The organism is Bacillus sp. PK6-16 (assembly GCF_056530295.1).
Window position 1 is genome coordinate 271364 of sequence record NZ_CP096512.1, and the last position, 22564, is coordinate 293927.

Genomic DNA, 22564 nt, shown 5'->3' on the forward strand with positions numbered 1-22564 from the left:
TAGACTGACATCATAGTATTGAACAAAATTATGAAAAGGTGGTTTTAATCAATGGATACTCAACAAATAATTGTGAATTTATCTAACAAACTGAATAACAAACCTTTTGCAGATCATGAAGATGATGTAACTCGTCGTAATCGCTTAGGAATTCCTTATTGCCATGGTAACGAAAGATGGGCTGAAGGACAGACAAGTACTTCAGAAATCACTGTACACGTTGAAAATGAAAACGACCCTTGGAATCTAAAGATATCATGTCATATTAAATTACCTTACCAAGCGAAATATAGAAGAAAGATATTTCATGGTGTGGGTTGCGAATATGATACCGAACATAAAGATTGTTCAGGTTTACTAGAGTTTGATGCAATTTTAACAATGGGTGGTGGAACAATCCAAAACTTAACCAATGTAAATCCTGATCCATCCACTGCACATGATTCAACAAGAATGTGCCAGGAAGGCATTCATACTGACATATTGAATCATCTGTTTGTTCAATAATTAAAAACCTATATTCATTCAATATCTTCAAAATAAAAGGGAGCTCATCGGCTCCCCTTATTCATTTATTCAACTTCAAACACTTCTAAAATTTTAAATTGATCGTAACCTTTTTTGTCCGTTTCTTTTTCAAGTAAATATTCAAATTTATCGTCGATGTCTTCATGAATATCAAGTATTAAATCTGCATACTCTCCAAAGCTAGTAAATTTAACGTCTTCTTCTTTGCAATCCCAAAGCTTACGTAACATTTCGTTATTTTGATGAACTTGATAACCCCACGCATTATCATTTTGAGGTTGCATTACTTTGTAATAGAAAATCTTTTGACCCTCGAATTCACCATCAACGATGTTGAACCAAATCATAAGCATTGGGTCACCTTTCTTAGATTCAGTGAGTTCCATTTTTTCAACCGCTACTTCATATTGACCATCCGGAACCTTTTCAAAGTCTCCGCCACCACCGTTTTCTTCTACTTCTTGTACATCTGCTGCTAACGCTTCTAAATCTACTTTTTTATCAAATTTAGACCAGTTAAATTTTTCCTCTGCCATTATTCATCTTCTCCTTCTTCATCGTCATTAACTGAAACTGTACCATCTGGATTCACACTATATTCCACACCTTCATGTTTTTCACCAGATTCTTCATCACCTTTTGGAGATGCTTCTGCATCTTCCATAATTTCACGTGGCGTGTTATAGCTGAAAGCTAGATCAACTAAGAAGTAAGTACCATATTTATTGTGTTTTTCACTAATTTTGAATGATGTTAGATATGCATTATCCTTTGCTTCTGTCACAATTCCTTCCGCTTCTTCACGAGTATCAGCATAATGCTGTTCTTTTGTATTCAGTTCCTTTACTGCCATAATTTATCTCTCCCTTTTTATAATTATTTATTTGACCTTGATCTACGCGTACGTTTAGGTGCTTCTTCTTCAGTTGGTCCATCAGCTTCACCTGGTGGCGTATCATCTTCAACCGCTTTACGTTGACGACGTTCACGCTTTGGCTTTTCGTCCTCTACATGTGTATCTAGTTCCTCCTTACGAATACGACGACTACGTTTCGGCTTTTCTTCTACCTTTTCTTCAGGTCCATCTTCTTCTTTTTCAGCAAGCCATTGTTCATATTCTTTTTTCGTACGTTCATCAAAAATATCTGTTTCTAAGAAATCTAATGACTCACCCTTTTTAACTACAATGAAATCATCAGAACCTTCATGTTGGAAATACATAATTTTTGTGGCCACATTTTCTTCAGACGTTTCTTCCTTTTGCTTACGACCTGTGCGTTTTGGCTTTTTCTCTTTCGCCTTTCCTTCTTGTGCAGCCGTAAGCTCTTCAATGAATGCTTCCATATCAAGTGGAATTGTATCTACTTGGAAATCATAACGACCACCACCGAATACATTTTGTTTTTTCGTAAGTTGTAAAAATCGTTTATCATCCGAATCGACATAAGCACGTAATGTTAAATCAACTGTTCCCGAAAGGAAATTTGCTACTTTGTCATTGATATTTGGTTTGAATGTTGTACGCTTCGCTCCACCTTTAAGGGTGTATTCCTCAACTTTTTCCTTACTGATATAAATAATTTGGTAACCTAACGCCTTCAATCGCTTCATAGCGTTATTAAACTCAGTTGTTACTAATGACCAACCTTTGCCGTATGAACCATCTGACTCATGCTCCCAACTGTTTTTATCAAATACATATACGCGGCAATGTTCATAAAGGTCTTCAACCAGGTCAATTGCTACAGCTTCATAATCATTTTCAGCCGCTTCTAATTCAGCAACTACATCCAGGAATAAATCCCAAGCTAATTTACGACTTGTCACACGTCCTTTTTTCGTTACTTCATCTACAATTGGGATAACAGGTGCTGTCGTATTATCCGTGTTACCATCCGTATTTAAGAAAAGAACGTTTTCCACTTGATCTACGAAAGTACTCTTTCCAGTGTAACTATCTGCATATAACCAAAAGTCTGGCTTTGTATCAATTTTTCTTTCACGACGTTCATTTTTAGGTAATACCATTTCAATCTCTCCCTTTTTATTTACTATGGCTTCTAAATAGTTAGGTCTGAAACGTGGGTTACAAGCAAAGCAATTTCCACTTGTATTTCTCTTTGAAAAGCTGTTGGCTTTTTCAATCTTTTTGATGCTATTTAAGAAATACACCGTTTTCAATTCATCAAATTCAATTGGAACAAATTCAACTTGCGATTCCTCCACTGTTTGTACTAAACGTTTTCTAAACGTGTGTAAATCTTCATCTTTCTTTTGCTTAATACTTGTTTTTGGAACAAATAAATACGCTATTTTTTTTATGTCAAACCCGTCTTGCTCAAGGTAATCTTTATAAATGTGCAACTGTCCGCTGTTCATATAATTCTTGATGTTATTTGAATACTTAAAATCAATTACCATACATGTACCGTCAGGTGCTTTTAAAATGAGATCAACAAATCCAATGTAATTCGGCTTATCAATCTTGTACTCGTGAATGAACTCAAATTCCCCGAATGCTTCTTCTAAAAAGTCTTTTACTTTTGGAATCAAAATTTCTAGCTTCATGGCTTCTTCTACAATGGCATCATTCATAACTGGAAATGCATTGTAGTATTCATTCAAAGCTTTTTTTACATCATTTTCTATTCCTGTATGCAAAGCATGACCAATGATTAATGGATTTGCTGCATTTGTTAAATCCTGAATTTCAGTTAAACGTTTGTTGTACCTTAGATCAAAGTGATAGGGACAATCTTCATACAGTGAAACTCGGCTATAACTATATTGCGTCATCAAAACCACCGTTCTTTCCATGCTTCAAAATCTTTTGGCCTTAAAATATAAGCTTGTCCGCCTGAATCTTTTATTTTACGAATGCTATATAGTTGTAGCTTTGAAGGTGTACCTACATCCGTTTTCAACTCGATTCCATGAAACATTCCACCAATACATGCTAAAATGTCGGGTATTCCTTCTTTGGTATACTGACTACCAGCCCAATACTTTACGTGCCATACATCTTTTTCTTTTAAATATTTGATAACTTTTGCTTGGAATTGTGACTCTTTCATTTACTTCACCACAAATTTCACATGAGCTTGTCGAACAGATGTCTTGGGATAATCTTCTAAAAGCTCACCATATAATTTTGGTTCTTTGTCCTTTAGCTTTTTCGTATCAATTGATGTTGTCTTACTTTCATCAACTCTTGTAATTTTGATTAGATCGTTATCAATGGACTTGATACCGTGCTCATCCATTTCTTTTTCAAGCTCCGCTTTCATTTCTTTTGACTTCTCAGCGAGTGCTTTCTCCTGTTGAGTATGAATTGCAATTGCTGTCATAACCGCTAAATATTTATTTTCAAATGCTTGCACTTCATTGGGCATTTACATCTTCCTCCTTTTCAAATAAAGCATCTGTATAATCCCTACGCTCTTTCAGAACATCTAACATGCGCCATTCTATCGATCCATCTGTAAGTAAGTAATAGTAAAAACAAGGTCTTTTTTGCCCTATACGATGCGTTCGTTTTTTACTTTGTTCAAACAACTCACTTTTATCTGTTAGCGTAAAATAAACAATCTTATTAGCTTTCTGTAGGTTTAATCCCATCGCACCAGCTTGATATTGAATTAACGTGACCGAGTTATCACAGTTTTCATAGGCTGAAAGGTCCTTAATATCACCGTTTATTGTAGCAATTGGTTTTTCAATCATATCAACCAATGTCTTATATTCCTTTTTAAAGTTGTAAAAGATAATGATGCGGTCATTTGTACTTTCTATAAGGTCCTTGATGTATTGTAATTTATGTTCGTTATAACTCCCTGCGAGTTGCCTTAAGTACAATTTTTTAGCTGCTGGTGTATCACCGATCAATAATTCTTCACCAATTTTTATAATGTGATGCTTCTTAAATTCGTTGTACATCTTGGTAACAGGTATCTTCACTGGAATCTCAATGGTATTTGGTAAATCAAAGACTTCCTCTGTTTTCATAAATACAGCACCATGCTTTTTTAACTTTGCTTTTAGCCGCTCTACGTTTTTATAGCCTGTAATTTTCATTTGTTGGTTTTTATCATCCCATTCCTGGACTACGAATTGTTTTAAGAATAGTTTTCTACTAATATTCCAACCTAACAAATGCAGTTGTGACCACAATTCTTCATACTTTCCACCTGTCGGTGTACCTGATAGTAAAATGACATTTTCAGCGTTTAATCCCAAGATAAATTTACTTCGATTAGACTTTTCATTTTTAATCATGGAAGACTCGTCCAGCATAATTGTGAAACCCTTTAACTTCTTTAGTTCATCCCTACGCCATACTTTGTCATAGTTGATAATTAAAACACTTTCAGGTGGTATATGTTCTAATTGTTGCTTATCGAACACAATTACTTTGTAGTCATAATGTTGTTCAAAATGCTCTTTCCAGTCGTCTATTTTGGACTTCTGACAGATTAATAAGTTATATGGTGTATTGAGCCCCCACATCTTTTCAGAGCCTACAAAGGTCTTCCCTAGCCCCATATCAAGGTAGTACGCCACTCGATTATGCTTGTATGTATCGTTCAACACTCTATCTTGGTGTGGAAAGAGTTGCATGTACATCACCAAATTTCGTGTTATAATGTCGTTAATGTATGTTTCTGTTAAATCACCAGCCCCAACTGGTGGTTTTCTCTTTTTCTACGATTTAATAATAAAGATTTTTCCCCTGTTTCTTTATAATTAGGATTTACTTTAAAGAAGGCCTGATGCTTTATTTGGGTAATAACCGGTCTACTTTTGCCAAGTAAGGACCCAATTTCAAGATCCGTAAACCCATATGATGTGTGCATCAAAACAAACTTTTCTCTCTCATCTAACACACCCATTATTTCTTCAAATTCAATTGCCTTCATCACATCTTCTTCTACATCGATATCTGATATAGCAAAAAATTCATTTTCTGTTTCTCCTTCATGATGCAAATCAATTGATTGGAAACTGACCTTTTCAATTTCTTCAGGTGTAGCGTGACACGTAAGTTTAATTAACTTTTTCCTATTAATTTCATCACTCATTCTCCATTTCATATGAGCCATCACATAAGCATTGAAAGTTTCTTTTTTATTTGGATCGTATTTCAAACATGCTTCCCATAAGGTTATAAAGCCTACTTGAATTAAGTCATCTAGTTCAATTTGATTCATTTGTGCCATTTGCTTCGCTTTTGGAAAACTCCCAAAGTGCTGTTTAATCGCTGCAAATACTAGCTTTTTCTTTCCCTCAAATAAATCATTTGGTAACATCCTCTACTCACATCCCTTCATTATTTTTCAAACAGCTCGTCCACTGTTGTTTTGAAATATTTTGCAAGCTTCTGGGCTTCTTTTAAGGTGAAATCACGTTTACAATTTTCTTTTAGATAATAAGTTTGCTTACACATGTTTACTAACTTCCCAGCCGCTTCTTGTGTCATACGCTTCTCTTTTCGAGCGATAAATAGATTCTTATACATTGAGATCATCCTTATTTAGCAATTGTTTCTTCGTGTAATTTAGCAGTATCTACAGCATGACGCCCTAACTCACTAACGATTTCTTGCGTTTTTTCTACCTCATGTATTTCAACCAAATCCAGTACAAACTGATTAAAACCCCACAGCTTTGATGTACCTATTAGCCTTACAAGCTTTTTTTCACGATCACCGTATTCTTGGATGTTCATTTTGGTTTATCCCCCTTCAGTTATAAATTTGGAATTACACGTGTAGCAAAGGTATTTCGATGCATTAAGTGAAGTTGTCCATCTGTTTTCTTAAAGATCAACCAGTTTTCAGGATTCAACTTATACGACGCAATATGGACTTTTTCACGTTTAGATGGTTTCTTGCCGTTTTTCATTTTTTCCACCTTCCTTCAGTTAACTTGTTTTCTTACAAGATTTCATTTTTCCGCAATTCGCGGAAATGCATTCAAAAAAATTTCTTCCGAAGGAAAATCCATTTGCATAGCTAGTTTCAATACCCATTTTTCCGCATTATGCAGATAAGAAGGTAATAGAAGCCACTCTACTGGAAACTCTAAAAATGTTGCGATTTTCATAGCCAAAGATGCCACGGGTGTTCTTCTTCCACTCTCGATGTCTGCATAGTGTGTAGGGCTTATACTTAAAGCTTCCGCGATGTCTGCTTGCGTCAACTCATGCTGTTTTCTTATTTTCACAAGCCAATCTCTTTTCATGAGGTACCCCCCTTACTTCGCTTATTGCTCACTATATTATACGCATTTCACGTAAAAGTAAATAGTATTTTATACGCTATATGCGTAGATTTTATTTTTATTTTAGTGTAAGCTGTTTATACAGGTATTCAAGTTATAGTAAAACGGTTAAATTACTCTATTTTAGGGGGATTATAGATGGATATAGGCGAAAACTTAAAGTTTCTACGTAAAAGATATGGGTGGACAACAGAACATGTGGCAAATCAATTAGAAGTCTCAATTTCAACCTACAATGGTTATGAAATAAACTACAGAAAACCAAATCCCGAAATGCTATGTAAATTAGCTGATGTATTTAATTCTACAACCGACTTCATTTTGGGAAGAACTGATAATCCAAATGGCTCCAAAGATAACCTACAAGATATTTTAGAAAACGGTACACTTAATTATGGTGGAAGAGAACTTACTATCGAGGAAACTGAAAAAGTAAGAGATTTTTTCAACATTGCTATAAAACGTATGTTGAGTTAACAAAAAAAGGAATAGCATTTGGCTAGTCCTTTTTTTGTTGCAATATATTCGTGATTTCATCAAATTCCTCTTTCGTATATATTCCTGTTTTATATAACTCATTTATCACATATTCAACATCACAACTGACTGTTTTAGACTCTAAGAGTTTTCCAATCATAAATTTTGTTTGTTCTACTACCCCTACGGTTTCTAACATCAAAATTCCTCCTATTTTCTATTAGTGAAAATTAGGTGACAACTTTTTCTCGCCCCCCTATAAGATAATGTCACCCCTTAAACGCACTGAAAGCCGCTACTTAGTAGCGACTTTCTATTTTATAATTAATTATCTTTAGTTAACTTCCTCCCGGGTCTTGTACATACATCCTTAATTCTTGTTTAATTTGTGGTTGTTGTTCCATTTTCTGAGCATGTGTTATATTCTCATTAACTCCTATTATTCCTACTACTAGCAGGAATATAGACATCATCTTTTTCATATTAGCCCTACCCCTTCCCTATTAAGTATCATTTTATACATTCGCCCGTAAAAACTCAATCCCATTAATTCAAACTCCAAAAGTGCCTGCTCCATACCTTCTAAGTCATTAATACATAATGAATATGAGATACGTTGGAACGGTGAAAATCCCTTTTTCTTTAATTCATCAAATATTGATAGTCCAAATTCTCGATTACCAAAAAGACATTCATATGTCGCTCTTTCGTTTGGATGCAGTAAAGAAACGTCAATTTTATCAATGTTGATATTATTATGTATACGCACATGAGCTAAAGTTGTATGCAGCGCTATGGATTTTTGGTTCTTTTGCTTAACATTAATTTTTTTCAATGACTCTGTAGCCTGAACTAAAAGCTCTTCAGCTTTCTTTGGGTTGTCTATTTGATACCCCTCTCCAAGCCCACAAATGGCCGTACACTTAATCATAGGAACGTCTACTTCAGATTCTATAATAGTATTAAAAAGCTTCCTACTTTGTTCTACTTCAATTCTCCACAAATGCATATATGCAATCCGCTCATCCGCTAGCATACGAAGATATTCCTTTATACGTCCAGATTCTATTAATTCCAGATTTGATTCAACCTCATCTACATATTGAATAATTGTATTATTATTTGGCTTATCTGCTAAAGCTAACATATACAAAATGTTAACCATAACTTGAACATGAGGATTTGCAGAAAATTGAGTCTCTCTAATTTTTTTATAGAGAGACTGTCCTCTCAATTCATTTTTATTACGACTATTAAATAATTTATAAATTGTAAAATAAATTGATAAACTAGAATTATCTTCATTTTTTTCAATTATATGACTCATTAAATCATACTCGCCTTGCACTTGACAATAAATTAATCCCACAATTATATTATTGGGTTGATTACAGGCAGTAAAATATTCGCTTGTAATCATTCTCTTTACCTCAGGGTTATCATATAAAAAATTTGTAGCTTTAAAAAATAATTCTACATTCATTTCACTACTACAAGTAATCCCCTTGCGAAACGTCTCACGGTTATCGCCCATTTTTACAGCAAACTGCCTTCTTGACAGCCCAACTGATTCTATCCTAGATAATAATTTATTCATTACCTGCTGCAAACTTACTTCCCCCTTCGCCGAACATAAACTTCCATCCTAACAATTTTTTCAATAAGGAACATTGCGTAAATGTGATATACTAAGATGGACTCATACGAGGCAAGTGGTTCCTAAGGCTGGGTTAGGGAACGGTGTAATTGTGGTAGGACACTCTTACACGCGCTTCTATGGGTCTTTATTTATGTTCAATAATATTATTTTGTTAATTTCTTAAACTTTCGAAACTGTAAATTTTCTTCCATAATTGGATATACGCACCCAATATAACACAATTCCATTTAAAATAATTGTCTTTTTCGATTTTTTCAACAATTGTTTCTTTAAAATGACAATTATTTCCCATTCTCATATTGTTTTGCTAGTATATTTCAATTTTAGTGATACAAAACCAGCCATTATGAAAAATTCACACCCAGCCAATCATTAATTTTGATTAATTTCCCAAAAATACCCTTTTATTTTTTTATCAATATTAACAGATGCACTATATGATAATATAAAAGTATCCTTTCTGTTTTAATTAATATGATGGTTTAATAATAATTGAGTTCCCTTACTCATTTGTTATTAAAAGTAAGATGGTTTAATTTTGTAGACATCCTTATTTGGATGTCTTTTTTTGTTTTATAGGAACTGTAATAATGCAATTTTGCATAATCACCAAAAAAATACATCATGTACATAACAAAAGTAGTACAATAAAAAACGCGGATACATTCTATAAAACAGATTTTCTTATTATTAGGAGCGTAATATGTCAATCGCACTAATGACATAGCGTTTATCTCAATATTTACCTCGCTTCTTTTTTATTGTGTGTGCTAACAATCTGGATTTAAAGATGATTCTGTTTTATTGGGTGTGTTTACATCCCAATAAAAGAGGTACCTCTATTTATTTAAAGAAATATTAAGCTGAAAGAAAAGGTACTCTCATATTGATTGTGCCTTTTCTTTTTTTATACACGCTGATATAAAGGACCTTTAGCTCAGTTGGTCAGAGCAGACGGCTCATAACCGTCCGGTCATAGGTTCAAATCCTATAAGGTCCATTTTGTTTTTAAACGGCATATGTTATAATCGAATTTCCATCACAAAACGTCTTAGTTGCTTCAAACTTCTAAGACTAGAATCCGTTGCATATTGTAGCGGGTTCTTTTTATTGGACTGACTCTTTTTATTAACAAATGGCATAACATAAAATCAGCCGTTTACCAATTGTTATTTCTTCAAATTTAAATCCATTATTAAGATGTTCTTATTAGAACATCTTTTCTTTTTATAAAACACAATGCTATACTATTTTCTAAACAATAAATTTATTTATAACTCTTTACGTATACAATGAGGAGGAATTCCTTTGGTAATCTATAAAGATGAACAACGCGGGACTTATTATTTTGTCACAAGGGTTCGACAATTAGACGGTACTTTAAAACAAGTAAAACGTCGTGGATTTAAAACAAAAAAAAAAGCTCGTGAAGCCGAAGCTAAAATGTTAGTTGAAAAAGTAACAACTTCTAGTCTTACTTTTTCACAAGTTGCAGATAGCTATTTTGATTGGTACTCACAAAGGAGAAAACAATCTTCTATAGTGACGATTAGAAACGTCATATACAATCATCTAATAACCGAGTTTGGAAAATTAAAAATCGAGCAGATTACCCCCAAACATATTATGAATTATCAAAATAAGATTATTAATCAGTATTCAGCCAAACATTTAAAGAAGATCCACGCAGTCCTTTCTGCTATATTTAATTTTTCAATTAAATTCCATGGTTTAACCACTAATCCCGCAAGAATTACGGGGAATTTTGAGAAAGAATCAAATAAACGAATGAACTTTTGGGAATTTGAAGAATTTAAGCAATTTATTGCAGTTGTGGACGAGCTATTATACAAAGCATTTTTTTCAACACTTTATTATAGTGGAGCAAGGAAAGGAGAACTACTTGCTTTGACTTGGTCGGATATTAATTTTGAAGAAAAAACAATTGATATTAATAAAACCGAATTTGAAAGAAAAGTAACAAAACCAAAAACTAAAGCTTCTAACAGAATAATCATGTTACCAACACATTGTATCGATTTACTAAAAGAGTTACATTGTGAAAAATCCAAAGAATTTTCTGTCAAAAATGATTATGTTGTATTTGGAGAATTTCGTAGCAGTATTGCCGTTTCCACTCTTAGTAGGAACTACCAAAAGTATTTGAAAATGTCTGACGTTAAAAAGATTTTAATCCACGAATTTAGGCATTCCCATGCATCTTATTTAATAAATAAAGGCGTCAGTCCACTTGTAGTAGCCCAACGCCTAGGTCATTCAAATGTGTCAACTACTTTAAATACTTATAGTCATTTGTATCCTTCTAAACAGGCGGAAGTGGTTGCATTTATGGAGAACGATTTGGTATAATTGTTTCCAAAATGTTACCACGACCTCCCTAAATACTGATATTACTCACTTCAAAAAGAAGTTAACCTACTAATCCACTATATACTCCCTATGAAAAATTCATATACTACGTTTACTCTTTATTTTCATCTATTTTTAACATTTCATATACTAAAGAGTCTACTTCATTACTAATATCAAGAACCTTTTCATGTGTTAAACCATATTGTTTTACAAGTAATATTAATTCTTCTTGTTTTTGTATAATTTGATCTAATTTTTGATAAGTAAGCATAGTTAATATTCACTCCTAAATTTTTGGGCTAAATGTTCATTAGTTGCTCTAATCAAATGACACAAATATTATTATCCGTTGCAAAATCAACGATTACACGACTTACTTTGTGGTCTTGGTCTTGCGAACACTGCGAAACTTACGTTTCATAAATTTGTTTTGCTTACCGTTCCCGAAGAAACGAACTTTATCATCATCTGTGATGGCTACCGCAGGAACTTTGAGACCTAAATCTACTCCTAAAATCTTTGTTCCCGTTTTTTCGTTTGTAGGAATCGTGACAGATATTTGAGCAATCCATTTAACAGATTTTTTCGTGATACAAAGTGCACCTAACTTGTGCTTCAACCATTTCAGATACAAGGGCATTAATGACTTTTATATACTCGTGGCTACTTTGTTCCAATAGCATGATTTGTTCTTTGGTTGGAAGCAATTTAACTTTAACCGTGAAGGTTTGTGGCACAAGTTTCACCCCCTCGTTTTTTGATTTTCAACATAATGTTTTATTGTCTTACTTGATACATTTCCAGCAGTAGAAACAAAATAAGAACGCGTCCATAGGCTCGGCAAGTGTTGAAAATGAGGAAACTCTTCTCTCAAATGTTTTGATGTCACTCCTTTAATTTTTGCCATTGTATCAGCAGGACTAAGTGTTAGCGGTGTATTTAAGAACAAGTGAACGTGGTCTTTGTCGCATTCCATTGCAACAATAGAAATATCCCATTCTCCGCATGTTTCTTGAACCAGCTCTTTGAAACATTCTTCTACTGTTGTATTAAGAAAAATCTTTCTTCTATATCGCGGGCAAAACACAAAATGGTAGTTAATTAATGACACGGTTGTTTTGGTTCTTCTATAATCATTCATCATGTTCGTATTGTATCAGTCTGGTTATGAAACTGCGACACGAAAGATAAAAATAAAATATAACAATATTCGGATAAGGAGTACCACAAACTTTACGGTTTTTAGTAGCACCCCGTGTTCAACCTCACTTTCATCTCACGCCTAAAGGCGAGGTCTTTCTCGTTCGGGAAGGGCTATAATAGTAATCTATGCATTAATTCTATTAATTATATACCAACAATTTATATTCTTAGTAGCAAACTTTAAATTAGTCAAACTCCTTTATAGGGGAATACCTGTTATTTATCACTTGACTTGTTTTTTATAAACTATTGTTTATCTTATTTGATTAACATTTAGTTTTTGGTATTTAAAATTAATTTGTTTTTTTCCTTAAAGTCCTAATATCACATTCAAACACGAAGCTAGTAGTGATTATCATACACGCTCATGGACTTAAGAGTCCAAAATTAAAAAAGAACAGAATGATCTACTGAATCAATCTATTCAAAATCAAAAAAATTCATACATCAATTATTTGGATTAACAGTATAAAGAACGATTCCAATAGAAGTTTTCATTGTTCATTAGAACATATCTTTAATTTGCACTATAGAACCTCTATTTTTTTGCCTTACAAATTCATACTATTTTATAGAGTTTTTATTATTTGTTTTTTTATATTCATTACGAGATCGATATTGCTGGAGTGTTCGTGCTGGATAGCGTTTTGGAAAACTGAACATATGTATCAGTTATGTAAAAGGAATGATTATAAAAATTAGAATTTATTCATGATTTATGATGTTGTACAAACAGTTGATATATAAGCGTTTTATCAGATTTTTTAAAACGTACGTTTTAATGATTATTGGAAAGTGCGATTCAAATTAAAAAGGATATATGAAAGTAAAGAATCATTATGTACAAAACATAGACAAAACGACTATAAATGAAAATGTTTCTCAACAGCATTGATGTAGTAATTAAATATCGATTTTTATATACTAGATTTAGCTTTAAAATATAACAGAAAAGGGAGGAATTATGATGGTTAAATTCGAAAAAATCAAAAAAATACTATTAGCAAGTGTAATTGGAGGCGGTGGCCTTGGCATCATCCCTCTGCAATCGCAAGCTGCTCAAGAACCAATAAGAGGTGAAAATATACATCAGATTTCATCATATGATAGCACTATCGACCAAATAAATATCGATACACTAGCACCAAGCACAACAAAATGGAAAATGGAAGTTTATACAGATGCATTAGGTATAACTTCAAAAGTTAATGATGTACTTCAAAATACAGTATTTCAGAATATTACAAGAGAACTCACTGATTCAACATTTTCTATTGCAAATAATCAGTATAATGTAATTATGTTTACTTCGCAATCTAATTATGAATATCATTTTCAAGGTACAAAATTCCAAGCAAAAGTAAATTTTAGAGGGAACCAATATGATTTATATGTATTTGAAAATGGTAAATTTTATAAAGATAATCCAAATTCAGATAAACCGTGGTCTTGGGGTTATAAGGGATGGACGATAAACCAAAATACACCAACATCCTATATACACTTTTATTTACCTTAAAATTATATAAATGTACTAATACGGTCATTTTAAAATCTCGTATATATATTTCGTAATTTGCTACTGTCTTTTTAATTTTGAAAAAACATGAAGAAAGTAAAATTCAACTCATTTATATTTCTTCATAATTAGTACCAGATTTAATCATTCGGAAATATTTTACTATAAACCGTAAAAAATATATAACTATTAAAATTATTGTTGCGAAATATAAGTATATAAAAAGGAAATTACTCTAAACAAGGTGATTTCCTTTTTCATTTGAACATCACCAATGTTTTACGTGTAGTAGAAGATTCACTTCTTTCAACCGAATATCGATTTTTTCTTTTTAACCATATGCTTTGAAAAAGGTCCACAAGCTCATTGTATGTATGATTGCATTTTATAAGATCTCGTAATTGATAAACCTCTGACGTAAATAGGCGTATTTGCAGAAAGCCGGGAAAGATTACATGTTGAACAGAATGCATTTGAGATAGATAACATAATACCAATTTCACTGTTTATTTGTACCAAATTATGAATGGATAACATGCTTATAGAAATATAAATGCTAAAGCATTTTGATACTTCCACGGCTAAAGCCACAAGCTGACTAACGTCAGTGGGATTCTTACTACAAAAGGCGAAGTCTACTTTCTAGTGCCGCTGACGTGCAAAATTGCAGTGTGCCATCACCACTCCGTATCCAGTGCATATAACAAATGCGGCACTCATTTTATTACCAAACGAATCAGATTGTGAGTTCTCAAATATGTTTTAACGTCTTGTGTTTGACGACTCAATACATTTTACGGAGTAGAAGAATTTGTTACTCCAACCTCATCTGTATTCTGTTTTCAGAGAACAAGATTGTTTTAAACACTTTTACTTGTCTATTATGAAAATGATACCCTTTCAAATTCTTGATGTATAGAACGTACCTTCGATGTTTTATTTGTACATCGCATTTGACCTCACGCTCATCCCGCCCCTAAAGTAGGTACTATCACACCGTAGCGGGCTGTCCCGTTCGGAAAATCTGTAATAGTTATTTCAATACCTTACTCATCAGCATACTCTCGTAACTCATTTATTGCCTTGTTATGTAATACACGCTCTGTACCCTACCACTAAACCCATATTTTTAGTCAAAGCATCTCCCTATTACAAACCCTGCATCAGCAACCATGCTCTCAGGATTTACTGTTACTTCGAATCCTGGTTCTTTCCCATTTAATAGAAACAAACTTCTCTTTTCTATCGTATCCCAATACTCTGTGCCTGCTATCGTTTTCCTTGTCTCTACAATCATCCTTCATCATCCTCCGGAATAAAAAAGTACCCCTTTGGCTACTTACTCACAACTTGCCAATTTATTATATGAACCTCCTGAATCAAATGATAAATGTGATGAACAAGAATATAAATGACTGCCACTATCATAGTCTCCATAACCCGAATTACTGTTCATTGCACCGGATATGAGTGTATGATGAACCCACGTATCGTTTGTTGAGTTAGCGTTATTCCTTTTTACAATACCTTACGCTATTTCTTATTCCTTTTTTCTTTTGAAAAAGAGTATTTCTATTTTTCACCTTAAGACAGAGAAGGCATCCATTACGGATGCTTTTCAGTCATATAAAATTCATTTTCTACCTATTTTCATGCCCTTACATCCATCTTTTTCGATATTTTCAAGAATCTTATCGCAAGCGCTTTTAAACCCTCTATATCAAATTTTGGTAGTATTACCTTTATATACGTACCCGAACCCGGAATAAGTTGTAAAGATTCCATTAATATCCGAATATTAATTTCTTTAGGAGGCGCATATACAGCAACGGCTTGAACTTGATAGCTCCCTCCAGGCAAATTGAATAGGCGGAACATCCCATCACTTTGAATAAAAGCTTCTTCGCCTTTGCCACAAGTTATAAATTTCGTCTGGTATTCTCTTATTATTTTTTTGCATGCTGATCCACTACAATCACAGGAAGCTCTCCCATTGGGCTACCTTCACTATTTACCACTTGTCCATAAAAAGACCCTAAAATCTCATACTACTCACCGTATGGAATTTGTGGATATTTAATTTCTTGCACAGCTGCACTCACATTCAACAATCCATATCCATAAAAAGGATCCCATTTCTTATCTCTTGTATCTATACTATGTGCAGAACGTTGTATCGCTTGAATAACCTCTTGATTACTTGCCGCTGATTTTATTGCACGTAACATTCCAGCTACGCCACTAACAAATGGAGCAGAAAACGACGTTCCATCCGATGCATCGTAATTAGTTTTTGAAAATATAGAAACTGTATATGTTGGCGCTGTAGATACAATTGCTGTACCTGGTGCTGCTATGCCTACTTCACTGCCCTAATTCGAAAAAGGAGATAATCGATTCGTTTGATCAGTCGCACTCACCGCTAAAACAAAATTATGTGCAGCTGGATAACTAGGTTGCTCATATCCTTCATTTCCTGCAGCTGCCACTAAGATACTACCTTGCTTCCAAGCGAGTTCTAATGCTAATTGTTCCAGCTGTGAATAACTAGGGCTACCAAAACTCATATTAATTACATCTACTTCTTTTTCAAGTGCATATAAAATCCCCTTAATAATTGCAAATGTTTCTAAAGTTTTCCCCCCTACTTTAACAGGAACAATATACGCTGTATTGCCGCTTGCGCTTGCAATCCCTATCTGATTATTCGTTATGGCGGCTGCAATTCCCGCTACAAAGGTTCCATGACCTACTGTATCCATATATTCTTCTGGCTTACCAGGACCAACATTAATCGGATCTATGATTTTTTCTTTTAAATCCGGATGGTTCGGATCAATCCCAGAATCTAATACAGCAATTTTTGCTACGGGTTTCGTATTCTTCACCTCACAAAATGCCTGTTCCGGATTAATACGTTGCAATCCCCACTGATTTTGTAGACCTTCACTTGTTTCGATTTTCTTTTCATAATACGGATCATTCGTTTTGCACCCACAGTGCCTATATTTACACCTTGAACACATGCATGATTTTCCATATAAATTTCGAATCACATTATATTCAACAAATTGAACATCTGGGTGCTGTTCATATAAATTTTTATATTTTGTTTCTTCTCCTACAGGGACTTCAATCAGCTCTACAAAAATTTCGGTAACTTCCTCTATTTTTTTACCACCAAATTGAATATGAGTTTGTTTTTTCATTTTGGAGTTTACTTGCTCATAAAATTTGATTAATAATTGTCCTTTTTTATCATACTTTCTCATCCTCTTCAGTTTGCTACTATAACGTATGCAAACAATCGGACAAGTGTTTCCCTTATGGATAAAATAGGTCTATATATCATACTTCCAGTCTCCCCTTTTATTCTAACCGAGCTACGTTTTGATAACGGTGTAACGCTATTCCCACAAGCTATTGTTTTTTCAAAGAATAATCCACTTTAGAAATGTCGCAAATTTAAGAGTGCCTAATTGTCTTTTTCATAAAATTTCCGTCGCACATTCGTACGCACACCCAAAACATACATATAATGTTAGTGTAGTAGCTTTTTTGATATAAGTCTTGGTCATAGAGCGCCGTAAAAAGCACTCTTTTTATTTAAAATAAGAATTTTTTTACATTCCATTCATCTTTTGCATTCTTTCGAATAGACTATTATCATTCAAAGGAATACATGGTTATCCTGGGCCCGTCTCCTTGAATGTCTTGTGCAAGAAACCTGTTATCCCTAACAGGTTCTTTAATTTTTCCGTCATGCAGTAACTATTGTATTAACTTTCTCCGCATACCAATGAAAAAATTCATATAAATTGAACAATTGCCCTTTAAACTCTTTAAAAACACACATTTTAGGAGATGATTAACTTGGAAAATAAATTAACAACATTAATAATTCCTCCTGATACGAAATTTGATTTCACTTTTTTTTCTTCCTCTGGCGAAATAATTTTCAAACAAACTCTTGCCAATGAAACTTTAAACCCCATCACAATTCCTGTTCATTTTCCTATTAAATACGAAAGATTTAAAGCTAAGAGAATGCCATTATCAAAAAAATAGTTCCATCTAGATATTTACGAACCCCCTTGAAATTTAAGGGGATTCCATACCTATTTTTTTGATGAAAAATGCCTTTAGTCCGGCTCCATAATTTCTTTTAATGTTCGGTTGGATACATATGCTTTAATAATTTGAATTCTATCGTATGCTTCTCCTGCCTTTTCTTTTGCTTCAGATTATTTCTTTAAATTGTCTCAAACAAATATTTTGCTGAATTGACGTCGCAAATTTCAAACTTGTGACAATACTTCTTTTTATTTGTAGTAATATCTAGTGAACTCCCCCCACTTAACGTCCTAACGGACTGTTTGAAGTGGGGGCTTCTCGGTTAGTCGTTACTTTTGGTAGCTAACGAATTCGTCCTAAGACAACCGGGCTAACACCCTTATTTTATTGCTATCTACGTACGCTAACGCTAATAGGCGTATTGCTTCATTTTTGATATTGATAGCTGCGTTAGATTTACACCGCATATACAAGAATAGACTCGCTCAGACAATGACATATTTTTCACATTTCCACAACTGCTACATGTTTTGGTAGAAGGAAACCATTTGTCTATTTTCACAAGTTGTTTTCCTTGTTCATTTAGTTTATAAGCTAAGAAAGAAGTGAACATACCCCACCCATTATCAGCGACACTTTTTCCAAAATGAAGTGCTTGCGACATTCCTTTCATGTTTAGATTTTCAATAGCTACGACATCAAAATGAGTAGCTACCTTTTTAGACTCATGATGAAGGAAATCCTTACGTTGGTTCGCTATTTTTTCATGTAACTTAGCTACATGTTTATGCCAACGCTCAGAACTGACGTATAATTGATCCATCGCAAAGTCTAATCCAACAACTGTTTCTACTTCTTTTTGTACGATCTCTTTTTCGTATTCAGGCAAAATGGACACATAGTATTTACCAGTAGGTGTCATAGAAATCGTACATGACCTGATTATATGGCCTTGTGGTATTTCTCTATGCTGTTTGATACGTACCATTTTCAGTTTTGGCAATTTGATATGACGGTTAAGCAACACAATATTTCCGTACACTACATTCGTTGTATAAGACTTTCTGCCTTTATAGGCAGTTTGCAAGTGTAGTTGAGCATTTGCAACAGCTAATGAATCCACTTCTTTTAACCACTCAAATTCTGCTTTGTATTTCGCAGGAGTGGGAAGCTTTTGTTTCTTTAGTTGATCCTTATCATCTTTATATTTTTCATACGCTTCTTTCCGTTCAGCTAACATTCTGTTATACACGAAACATACACAACCGAAGGTTTTACGCATAAGATGTGCTTGGTCTTCTATTGGATACAAACGGAATTTATATGTTTTATTCTGCTTTGTCATATCATTTCACCTCACTTTTCACTTTGATTTTCAATATATGTTTTTTACTACGTCTATTGGCGAACCACCAGTAGTTAGTAAGCAAAAACTCCTTGAACAAAACATCTCTTTCCAAAGTTTCTTTTTCACTTGTGGAAAGTCTCTTTTCATAAGTCGAGAACTTGTATTTTTATAAGCATTGATGAATTTTGTCATTTCTGTATTAGGGTGTGCCTTGAACAAAATATGAACATGGTCTACATCATGATTCCATTCAACTAATGTGATGTTATAGTTTTCAGATAGTCGAACAAACATATCTTTTGCAATAACTTAGCTATCAAAAGTAACAACTAACCGAGCCAGTCCGTTAGGACGTTAAGTGGCGGGCTGTTCACGCTAGAATAATAGGTATTCATACAATGCCCCATATATATTCATGCTGTAACCTCGCTCAATAACTTTTTACAAATCGCTCATCGAGTTCATTTTCGATTGCAGATGTTAAATAAAATAAAAACAAATAACCATTTTGTCTATTCGACGGACAAAATGGTTATTTGTTTTTATTTGTTAAAATTTTATAATAAATTTTATAATTTAATAAATTACATCCTACTTCTAATTGAAATTTACATAGAATAGATTATAAATACCCGCGCTATATTTCAAAGAAATCAGAGCTTTTAACGTGAGGGTCTACAGTCTTTATAGCTTTTATTACCGCTCGAATAACAGGTAACGATGGAGTGTGTTCTGAATCATTACACAAGCGATAACATGTAGTCCTGCTTATTCCAGATGCCTTTTGTAAAGCAGTTTGATTAATTCCCTTATAAGCTAACCATTGACCTAGTTTTGTTTTTTTCTGTTGTTTCATATATATCCCTTCTTTTAATAAGTATTATTGTAATTAAAAAACCTTCCATTTAAATCCGTGCATAAAATACAAAGCGCAATGTTTTAATTCTTTTTCCTGTTATATTACATTTACCATGGCTCATATAGATAAAATGATGTGTAATAATGAATTAAAAATAGCTTACAAATTAAAGAACTAGCTTTGTTGGATAAATTTCTTCGTAAAAATGTATTTAATTTTAATTCTTTTTCTTCTTTAGTAAGGGACAGTTATATATCTTGGTGATTTTTTTTAGATAGCCTTTCAAATTTTAATTTTTTATAGAATTTATATTTAATCGCACCTCCCTAAAGAAATTTTAATCCTCAATTATCCAAAAGATAATACCTTTCATTTTAAAACATAGTCCATCTTTTAAAATAAAAGCTAATTTATCTAAGGTATCGTATATTAATAATCATTCAGCATTCTTACCATATTCCCTTCTTATCTTGTTTTAAGTATCAACAAAATGCATTCATCGGTTAAATAGTTGAAAAAAAATACTTAAACTTTTCTCAGGACTAAAATAGTAATTAACTACAACTATAACGCATTATAAATCGAACACTTTATTCTCTACATGCTGACAAAAACAAAATATCCACCGTAAAATAATGTATCATACAATCGAAAGTAGGATCGTATCATCCTACTTTACAAGCTAACGCATCGCTTATCGACGGGTTGTTTTGCTTTATATTCAATACATTAGGTAAAAATTAATAGATTCTAAAAAATAACGGGACCCTCACAAACACAGCACAGGCTTTATTTTCTCATGTTTATTCGAAAATAACATCCAAACCTGTCTAGAATTCACCGAAATTCTAATACAAGCTCTTTTGATTCTAAAACGATTAATGAGGTTTTCAAAAATGCTAAGAACATCACGGAAAAAGCAGAAAAAAATGTAGTTTACTAGCAAACACAGTATATTTCGCAACCGCATTGCGAATACTTTTCCTATCCTGTTCTCTAAAACGTATGAGCACGAGCGTCACAGTACTCTGAAAAAAACAATTCACTATTTTACACGAATGTTCAAAAAGATAGCATATGATTACATCGATAACTTTAGAAAAATACATATTATTACACAGTGAAGGGAAAATGTACTCATTTATAGTCTGGGAGGTTATACATTTTTTTGAGGAGCAGAAGATACGTACGAGGCAAACAATTAATTTACGTATGTATACCGCATAATTTTCTAGATATAAATATCCATTTTATCTTTCATGATTTACGAAATTCTTAAAATACACACTTGTCAAAAACGATATTTTATCAGGATAGCATATTTCTTCCTACTTTTATTACATAATTACTCCTTTACCAAATGAACAATTCACAAAATTAATTAACTAAATAATTGTTACCACTGGAATATCGTGTTTTTTCAGGAATTACGCCGCAACAATAGCTGAATTATTTTCTGCTTTATAATACCTATCTCCACAAGCTCATACACTCCGTTCTAACAGAAGACCTTGTAAAACTTCTATATCATCTACCGCAATATTAAAATGACACTTCATTATTATTTCGTATCATGCAGGTTTATTGTATACGGACACTTATACATTATTAAAAGTTGGATTAGAAGCCATCCCCCTTGGATTTATGAATCCAGATATTGTAGCAATTCGAGAAAAATTTGCAACATCAACCACCGAGACAGATCCATTTCCATCATTATCTATAAAAACATTACAAATTTTCTTCACTCCGAAAGTGTTTTTTATTATAAAGCACCCCACACATCGATATCTTATTACTCATACTAGGAACCAATTTCATATGCTATGGCTTCTTCACACGAATTTTTTTGCTTTTTTGGATTGGGGGATGATTTTCTCATTCACTGCTATCATCATGCTTTCTCTTGACCTCTTGTGATCAATTTTATAATAAACCTTCAATTTATCATCTAACATTTCTAAATTACATTGATATTGGTTTACTATACATACCCCTTAGAGAATTACTACCTAAGAGAAACCTTCAACTGAGGAAAGTGTATTTTTTTGTTCTATTTCATATTCATTGTCCATATACTTGTATTGCCGACTCCATAAAGCATTATAATAAGCGACTGAGCAATCTCTCCCAACCTGAGATTGCTCTTTTTTTGTGGGCATATTTCCGCATTTCAGTGCATATATTTCTATTACTCCTAGCGCTAGGCATACACAAAAAGGCATTCTAGTTCACCACCATGCCT

Annotated in this window: 22 protein-coding genes, 1 tRNA gene and 8 pseudogenes; 7 read left to right on the top strand and 24 right to left on the bottom strand. The window is 33.2% G+C overall.

Annotated features, from left to right (window positions below; translation table 11 throughout):
* Positions 1–51 precede the first annotated feature (51 nt).
* Entirely contained in the window at positions 52–507 is a 456-nt protein-coding gene (locus tag M1D66_RS28575; protein WP_090977279.1) for a hypothetical protein, read from the top strand.
* A gap of 65 nt (positions 508–572) precedes the next feature.
* Here the strand turns inward: M1D66_RS28575 and M1D66_RS28580 are convergent, their stop codons facing one another.
* From M1D66_RS28580 to M1D66_RS28630, 11 genes are read right to left on the bottom strand one after another with little or no spacing between them, the layout of a single operon-like run.
* Entirely contained in the window at positions 573–1064 is a 492-nt protein-coding gene (locus M1D66_RS28580; protein WP_242555296.1) for a DUF669 domain-containing protein, read from the bottom strand.
* Positions 1064–1381 carry a hypothetical protein gene (locus M1D66_RS28585; RefSeq protein ID WP_000268681.1) on the bottom strand — a complete coding sequence of 106 codons (318 nt, stop codon included), beginning with the start codon at positions 1379–1381 and terminating at the stop codon, positions 1064–1066. Before M1D66_RS28585 ends, M1D66_RS28580 begins: the two co-directional genes overlap by 1 nt.
* 23 nt (positions 1382–1404) lie before the next feature.
* Positions 1405–3324, bottom strand: a complete 1920-nt coding sequence (locus M1D66_RS28590) for an AAA family ATPase (protein ID WP_242555295.1) — start codon at positions 3322–3324, stop codon at positions 1405–1407.
* Positions 3324–3602, bottom strand: a complete 279-nt coding sequence (locus tag M1D66_RS28595) for a VRR-NUC domain-containing protein (RefSeq protein WP_242555294.1) — start codon at positions 3600–3602, stop codon at positions 3324–3326. The genes M1D66_RS28590 and M1D66_RS28595 overlap by 1 nt, the downstream gene beginning before the upstream one ends.
* A complete protein-coding gene (locus M1D66_RS28600; RefSeq protein ID WP_242555293.1) occupies positions 3603–3920 on the bottom strand; it encodes a hypothetical protein in 318 nt (105 codons plus the stop codon).
* Positions 3910–5145 carry an SNF2-related protein gene (locus M1D66_RS28605; protein WP_242555292.1) on the bottom strand — a complete coding sequence of 412 codons (1236 nt, stop codon included), beginning with the start codon at positions 5143–5145 and terminating at the stop codon, positions 3910–3912. The genes M1D66_RS28600 and M1D66_RS28605 overlap by 11 nt, the downstream gene beginning before the upstream one ends.
* 47 nt (positions 5146–5192) lie before the next feature.
* Positions 5193–5834: a sigma-70 family RNA polymerase sigma factor gene (locus M1D66_RS28610; RefSeq protein ID WP_242555291.1), complete on the bottom strand. Its 642-nt coding sequence runs from the start codon at positions 5832–5834 to the stop codon at positions 5193–5195.
* A gap of 20 nt (positions 5835–5854) precedes the next feature.
* Entirely contained in the window at positions 5855–6043 is a 189-nt protein-coding gene (locus M1D66_RS28615) for a helix-turn-helix transcriptional regulator (RefSeq protein ID WP_000277639.1), read from the bottom strand.
* Positions 6044–6054: 11 nt separating this feature from the next.
* A complete protein-coding gene (locus tag M1D66_RS28620; RefSeq protein WP_242555290.1) occupies positions 6055–6252 on the bottom strand; it encodes a hypothetical protein in 198 nt (65 codons plus the stop codon).
* 20 nt (positions 6253–6272) lie between these two features.
* The gene (locus tag M1D66_RS28625) at positions 6273–6428 is read right to left on the bottom strand and encodes a DUF6906 family protein (protein ID WP_242555289.1); all 156 of its coding nucleotides are present in this window, start codon (positions 6426–6428) and stop codon (positions 6273–6275) included.
* Positions 6429–6470: 42 nt separating this feature from the next.
* Positions 6471–6767: a helix-turn-helix transcriptional regulator gene (locus M1D66_RS28630; protein ID WP_242555288.1), complete on the bottom strand. Its 297-nt coding sequence runs from the start codon at positions 6765–6767 to the stop codon at positions 6471–6473.
* Between the two features lie 177 nt (positions 6768–6944).
* Here M1D66_RS28630 and M1D66_RS28635 point away from each other — a divergent pair, with 177 nt between their 5' ends.
* Positions 6945–7283 (top strand): helix-turn-helix domain-containing protein, encoded by a 339-nt coding sequence (locus M1D66_RS28635; protein ID WP_242555287.1) that lies wholly within the window; start codon positions 6945–6947, stop codon positions 7281–7283.
* 22 nt (positions 7284–7305) lie between these two features.
* Here the strand turns inward: M1D66_RS28635 and M1D66_RS28640 are convergent, their stop codons facing one another.
* The 4 genes and pseudogenes from M1D66_RS28640 to M1D66_RS28655 all read right to left on the bottom strand — a co-directional run bounded on the left by M1D66_RS28640 (position 7306) and on the right by M1D66_RS28655 (position 9288).
* Complete coding sequence (locus tag M1D66_RS28640) at positions 7306–7482, bottom strand: hypothetical protein (protein WP_242555286.1); 177 nt, start codon at positions 7480–7482, stop codon at positions 7306–7308.
* Between the two features lie 139 nt (positions 7483–7621).
* Positions 7622–7765: a hypothetical protein gene (locus M1D66_RS28645; protein WP_242555285.1), complete on the bottom strand. Its 144-nt coding sequence runs from the start codon at positions 7763–7765 to the stop codon at positions 7622–7624.
* Complete coding sequence (locus tag M1D66_RS28650; RefSeq protein ID WP_242555284.1) at positions 7762–8892, bottom strand: AimR family lysis-lysogeny pheromone receptor; 1131 nt, start codon at positions 8890–8892, stop codon at positions 7762–7764. The genes M1D66_RS28645 and M1D66_RS28650 overlap by 4 nt, the downstream gene beginning before the upstream one ends.
* 210 nt (positions 8893–9102) lie before the next feature.
* Positions 9103–9288, bottom strand: a pseudogene (locus M1D66_RS28655) (hypothetical protein).
* A gap of 581 nt (positions 9289–9869) precedes the next feature.
* Between M1D66_RS28655 and M1D66_RS28660 the strand changes: the two are divergent.
* Positions 9870–9943, top strand: a tRNA-Ile gene (locus M1D66_RS28660).
* A gap of 308 nt (positions 9944–10251) precedes the next feature.
* Positions 10252–11313, top strand: a complete 1062-nt coding sequence (locus M1D66_RS28665) for a tyrosine-type recombinase/integrase (RefSeq protein ID WP_242555283.1) — start codon at positions 10252–10254, stop codon at positions 11311–11313.
* Positions 11314–11425: 112 nt separating this feature from the next.
* Here M1D66_RS28665 and M1D66_RS28670 read toward each other — a convergent pair whose 3' ends face one another.
* The 3 genes and pseudogenes from M1D66_RS28670 to tnpA (M1D66_RS28680) form a co-directional block, all read right to left on the bottom strand.
* Positions 11426–11587: a Spo0E family sporulation regulatory protein-aspartic acid phosphatase gene (locus M1D66_RS28670; protein WP_242555282.1), complete on the bottom strand. Its 162-nt coding sequence runs from the start codon at positions 11585–11587 to the stop codon at positions 11426–11428.
* Between the two features lie 55 nt (positions 11588–11642).
* Positions 11643–12053 (bottom strand): annotated as a pseudogene (locus M1D66_RS28675) (hypothetical protein); the annotation flags it as partial.
* Positions 12054–12058: 5 nt separating this feature from the next.
* A complete protein-coding gene (tnpA, locus tag M1D66_RS28680) occupies positions 12059–12460 on the bottom strand; it encodes an IS200/IS605 family transposase (protein WP_242555281.1) in 402 nt (133 codons plus the stop codon).
* 445 nt (positions 12461–12905) lie between these two features.
* Here tnpA (M1D66_RS28680) and M1D66_RS28685 point away from each other — a divergent pair.
* Together M1D66_RS28685 and M1D66_RS28690 are read left to right on the top strand one after the other, a co-directional pair.
* Positions 12906–12991 (top strand): annotated as a pseudogene (locus M1D66_RS28685) (IS6 family transposase); the annotation flags it as partial.
* Positions 12992–13486: 495 nt separating this feature from the next.
* The gene (locus tag M1D66_RS28690) at positions 13487–14038 is read left to right on the top strand and encodes a hypothetical protein (RefSeq protein ID WP_242555280.1); all 552 of its coding nucleotides are present in this window, start codon (positions 13487–13489) and stop codon (positions 14036–14038) included.
* 1046 nt (positions 14039–15084) lie between these two features.
* On the opposite strand, the pseudogene M1D66_RS28695 reads toward M1D66_RS28690, so the two are convergent.
* Both M1D66_RS28695 and M1D66_RS28700 read right to left on the bottom strand, forming a co-directional pair.
* Positions 15085–15335 (bottom strand): annotated as a pseudogene (locus M1D66_RS28695) (hypothetical protein).
* A gap of 751 nt (positions 15336–16086) precedes the next feature.
* Positions 16087–17310, bottom strand: a pseudogene (locus M1D66_RS28700) (S8 family peptidase).
* Between the two features lie 592 nt (positions 17311–17902).
* On the opposite strand from M1D66_RS28700, the gene M1D66_RS28705 reads away from it, so the two are divergent.
* Complete coding sequence (locus tag M1D66_RS28705) at positions 17903–18106, top strand: hypothetical protein (protein ID WP_479831974.1); 204 nt, start codon at positions 17903–17905, stop codon at positions 18104–18106.
* A 362-nt stretch (positions 18107–18468) separates the two neighbouring features.
* Here M1D66_RS28705 and M1D66_RS28710 read toward each other — a convergent pair.
* From M1D66_RS28710 to M1D66_RS28725, 4 genes and pseudogenes are all read right to left on the bottom strand, one after another.
* Positions 18469–19457, bottom strand: a pseudogene (locus M1D66_RS28710) (RNA-guided endonuclease TnpB family protein).
* An 11-nt stretch (positions 19458–19468) separates the two neighbouring features.
* Positions 19469–19763 (bottom strand): annotated as a pseudogene (tnpA, locus tag M1D66_RS28715) (IS200/IS605 family transposase); the annotation flags it as partial.
* A 334-nt stretch (positions 19764–20097) separates the two neighbouring features.
* Positions 20098–20316, bottom strand: a complete 219-nt coding sequence (locus tag M1D66_RS28720; protein WP_479831975.1) for a helix-turn-helix domain-containing protein — start codon at positions 20314–20316, stop codon at positions 20098–20100.
* 1433 nt (positions 20317–21749) lie between these two features.
* Positions 21750–21894: pseudogene (locus M1D66_RS28725) on the bottom strand (N-acetylmuramoyl-L-alanine amidase); the annotation flags it as partial.
* Positions 21895–22564: the final 670 nt, after the last annotated feature.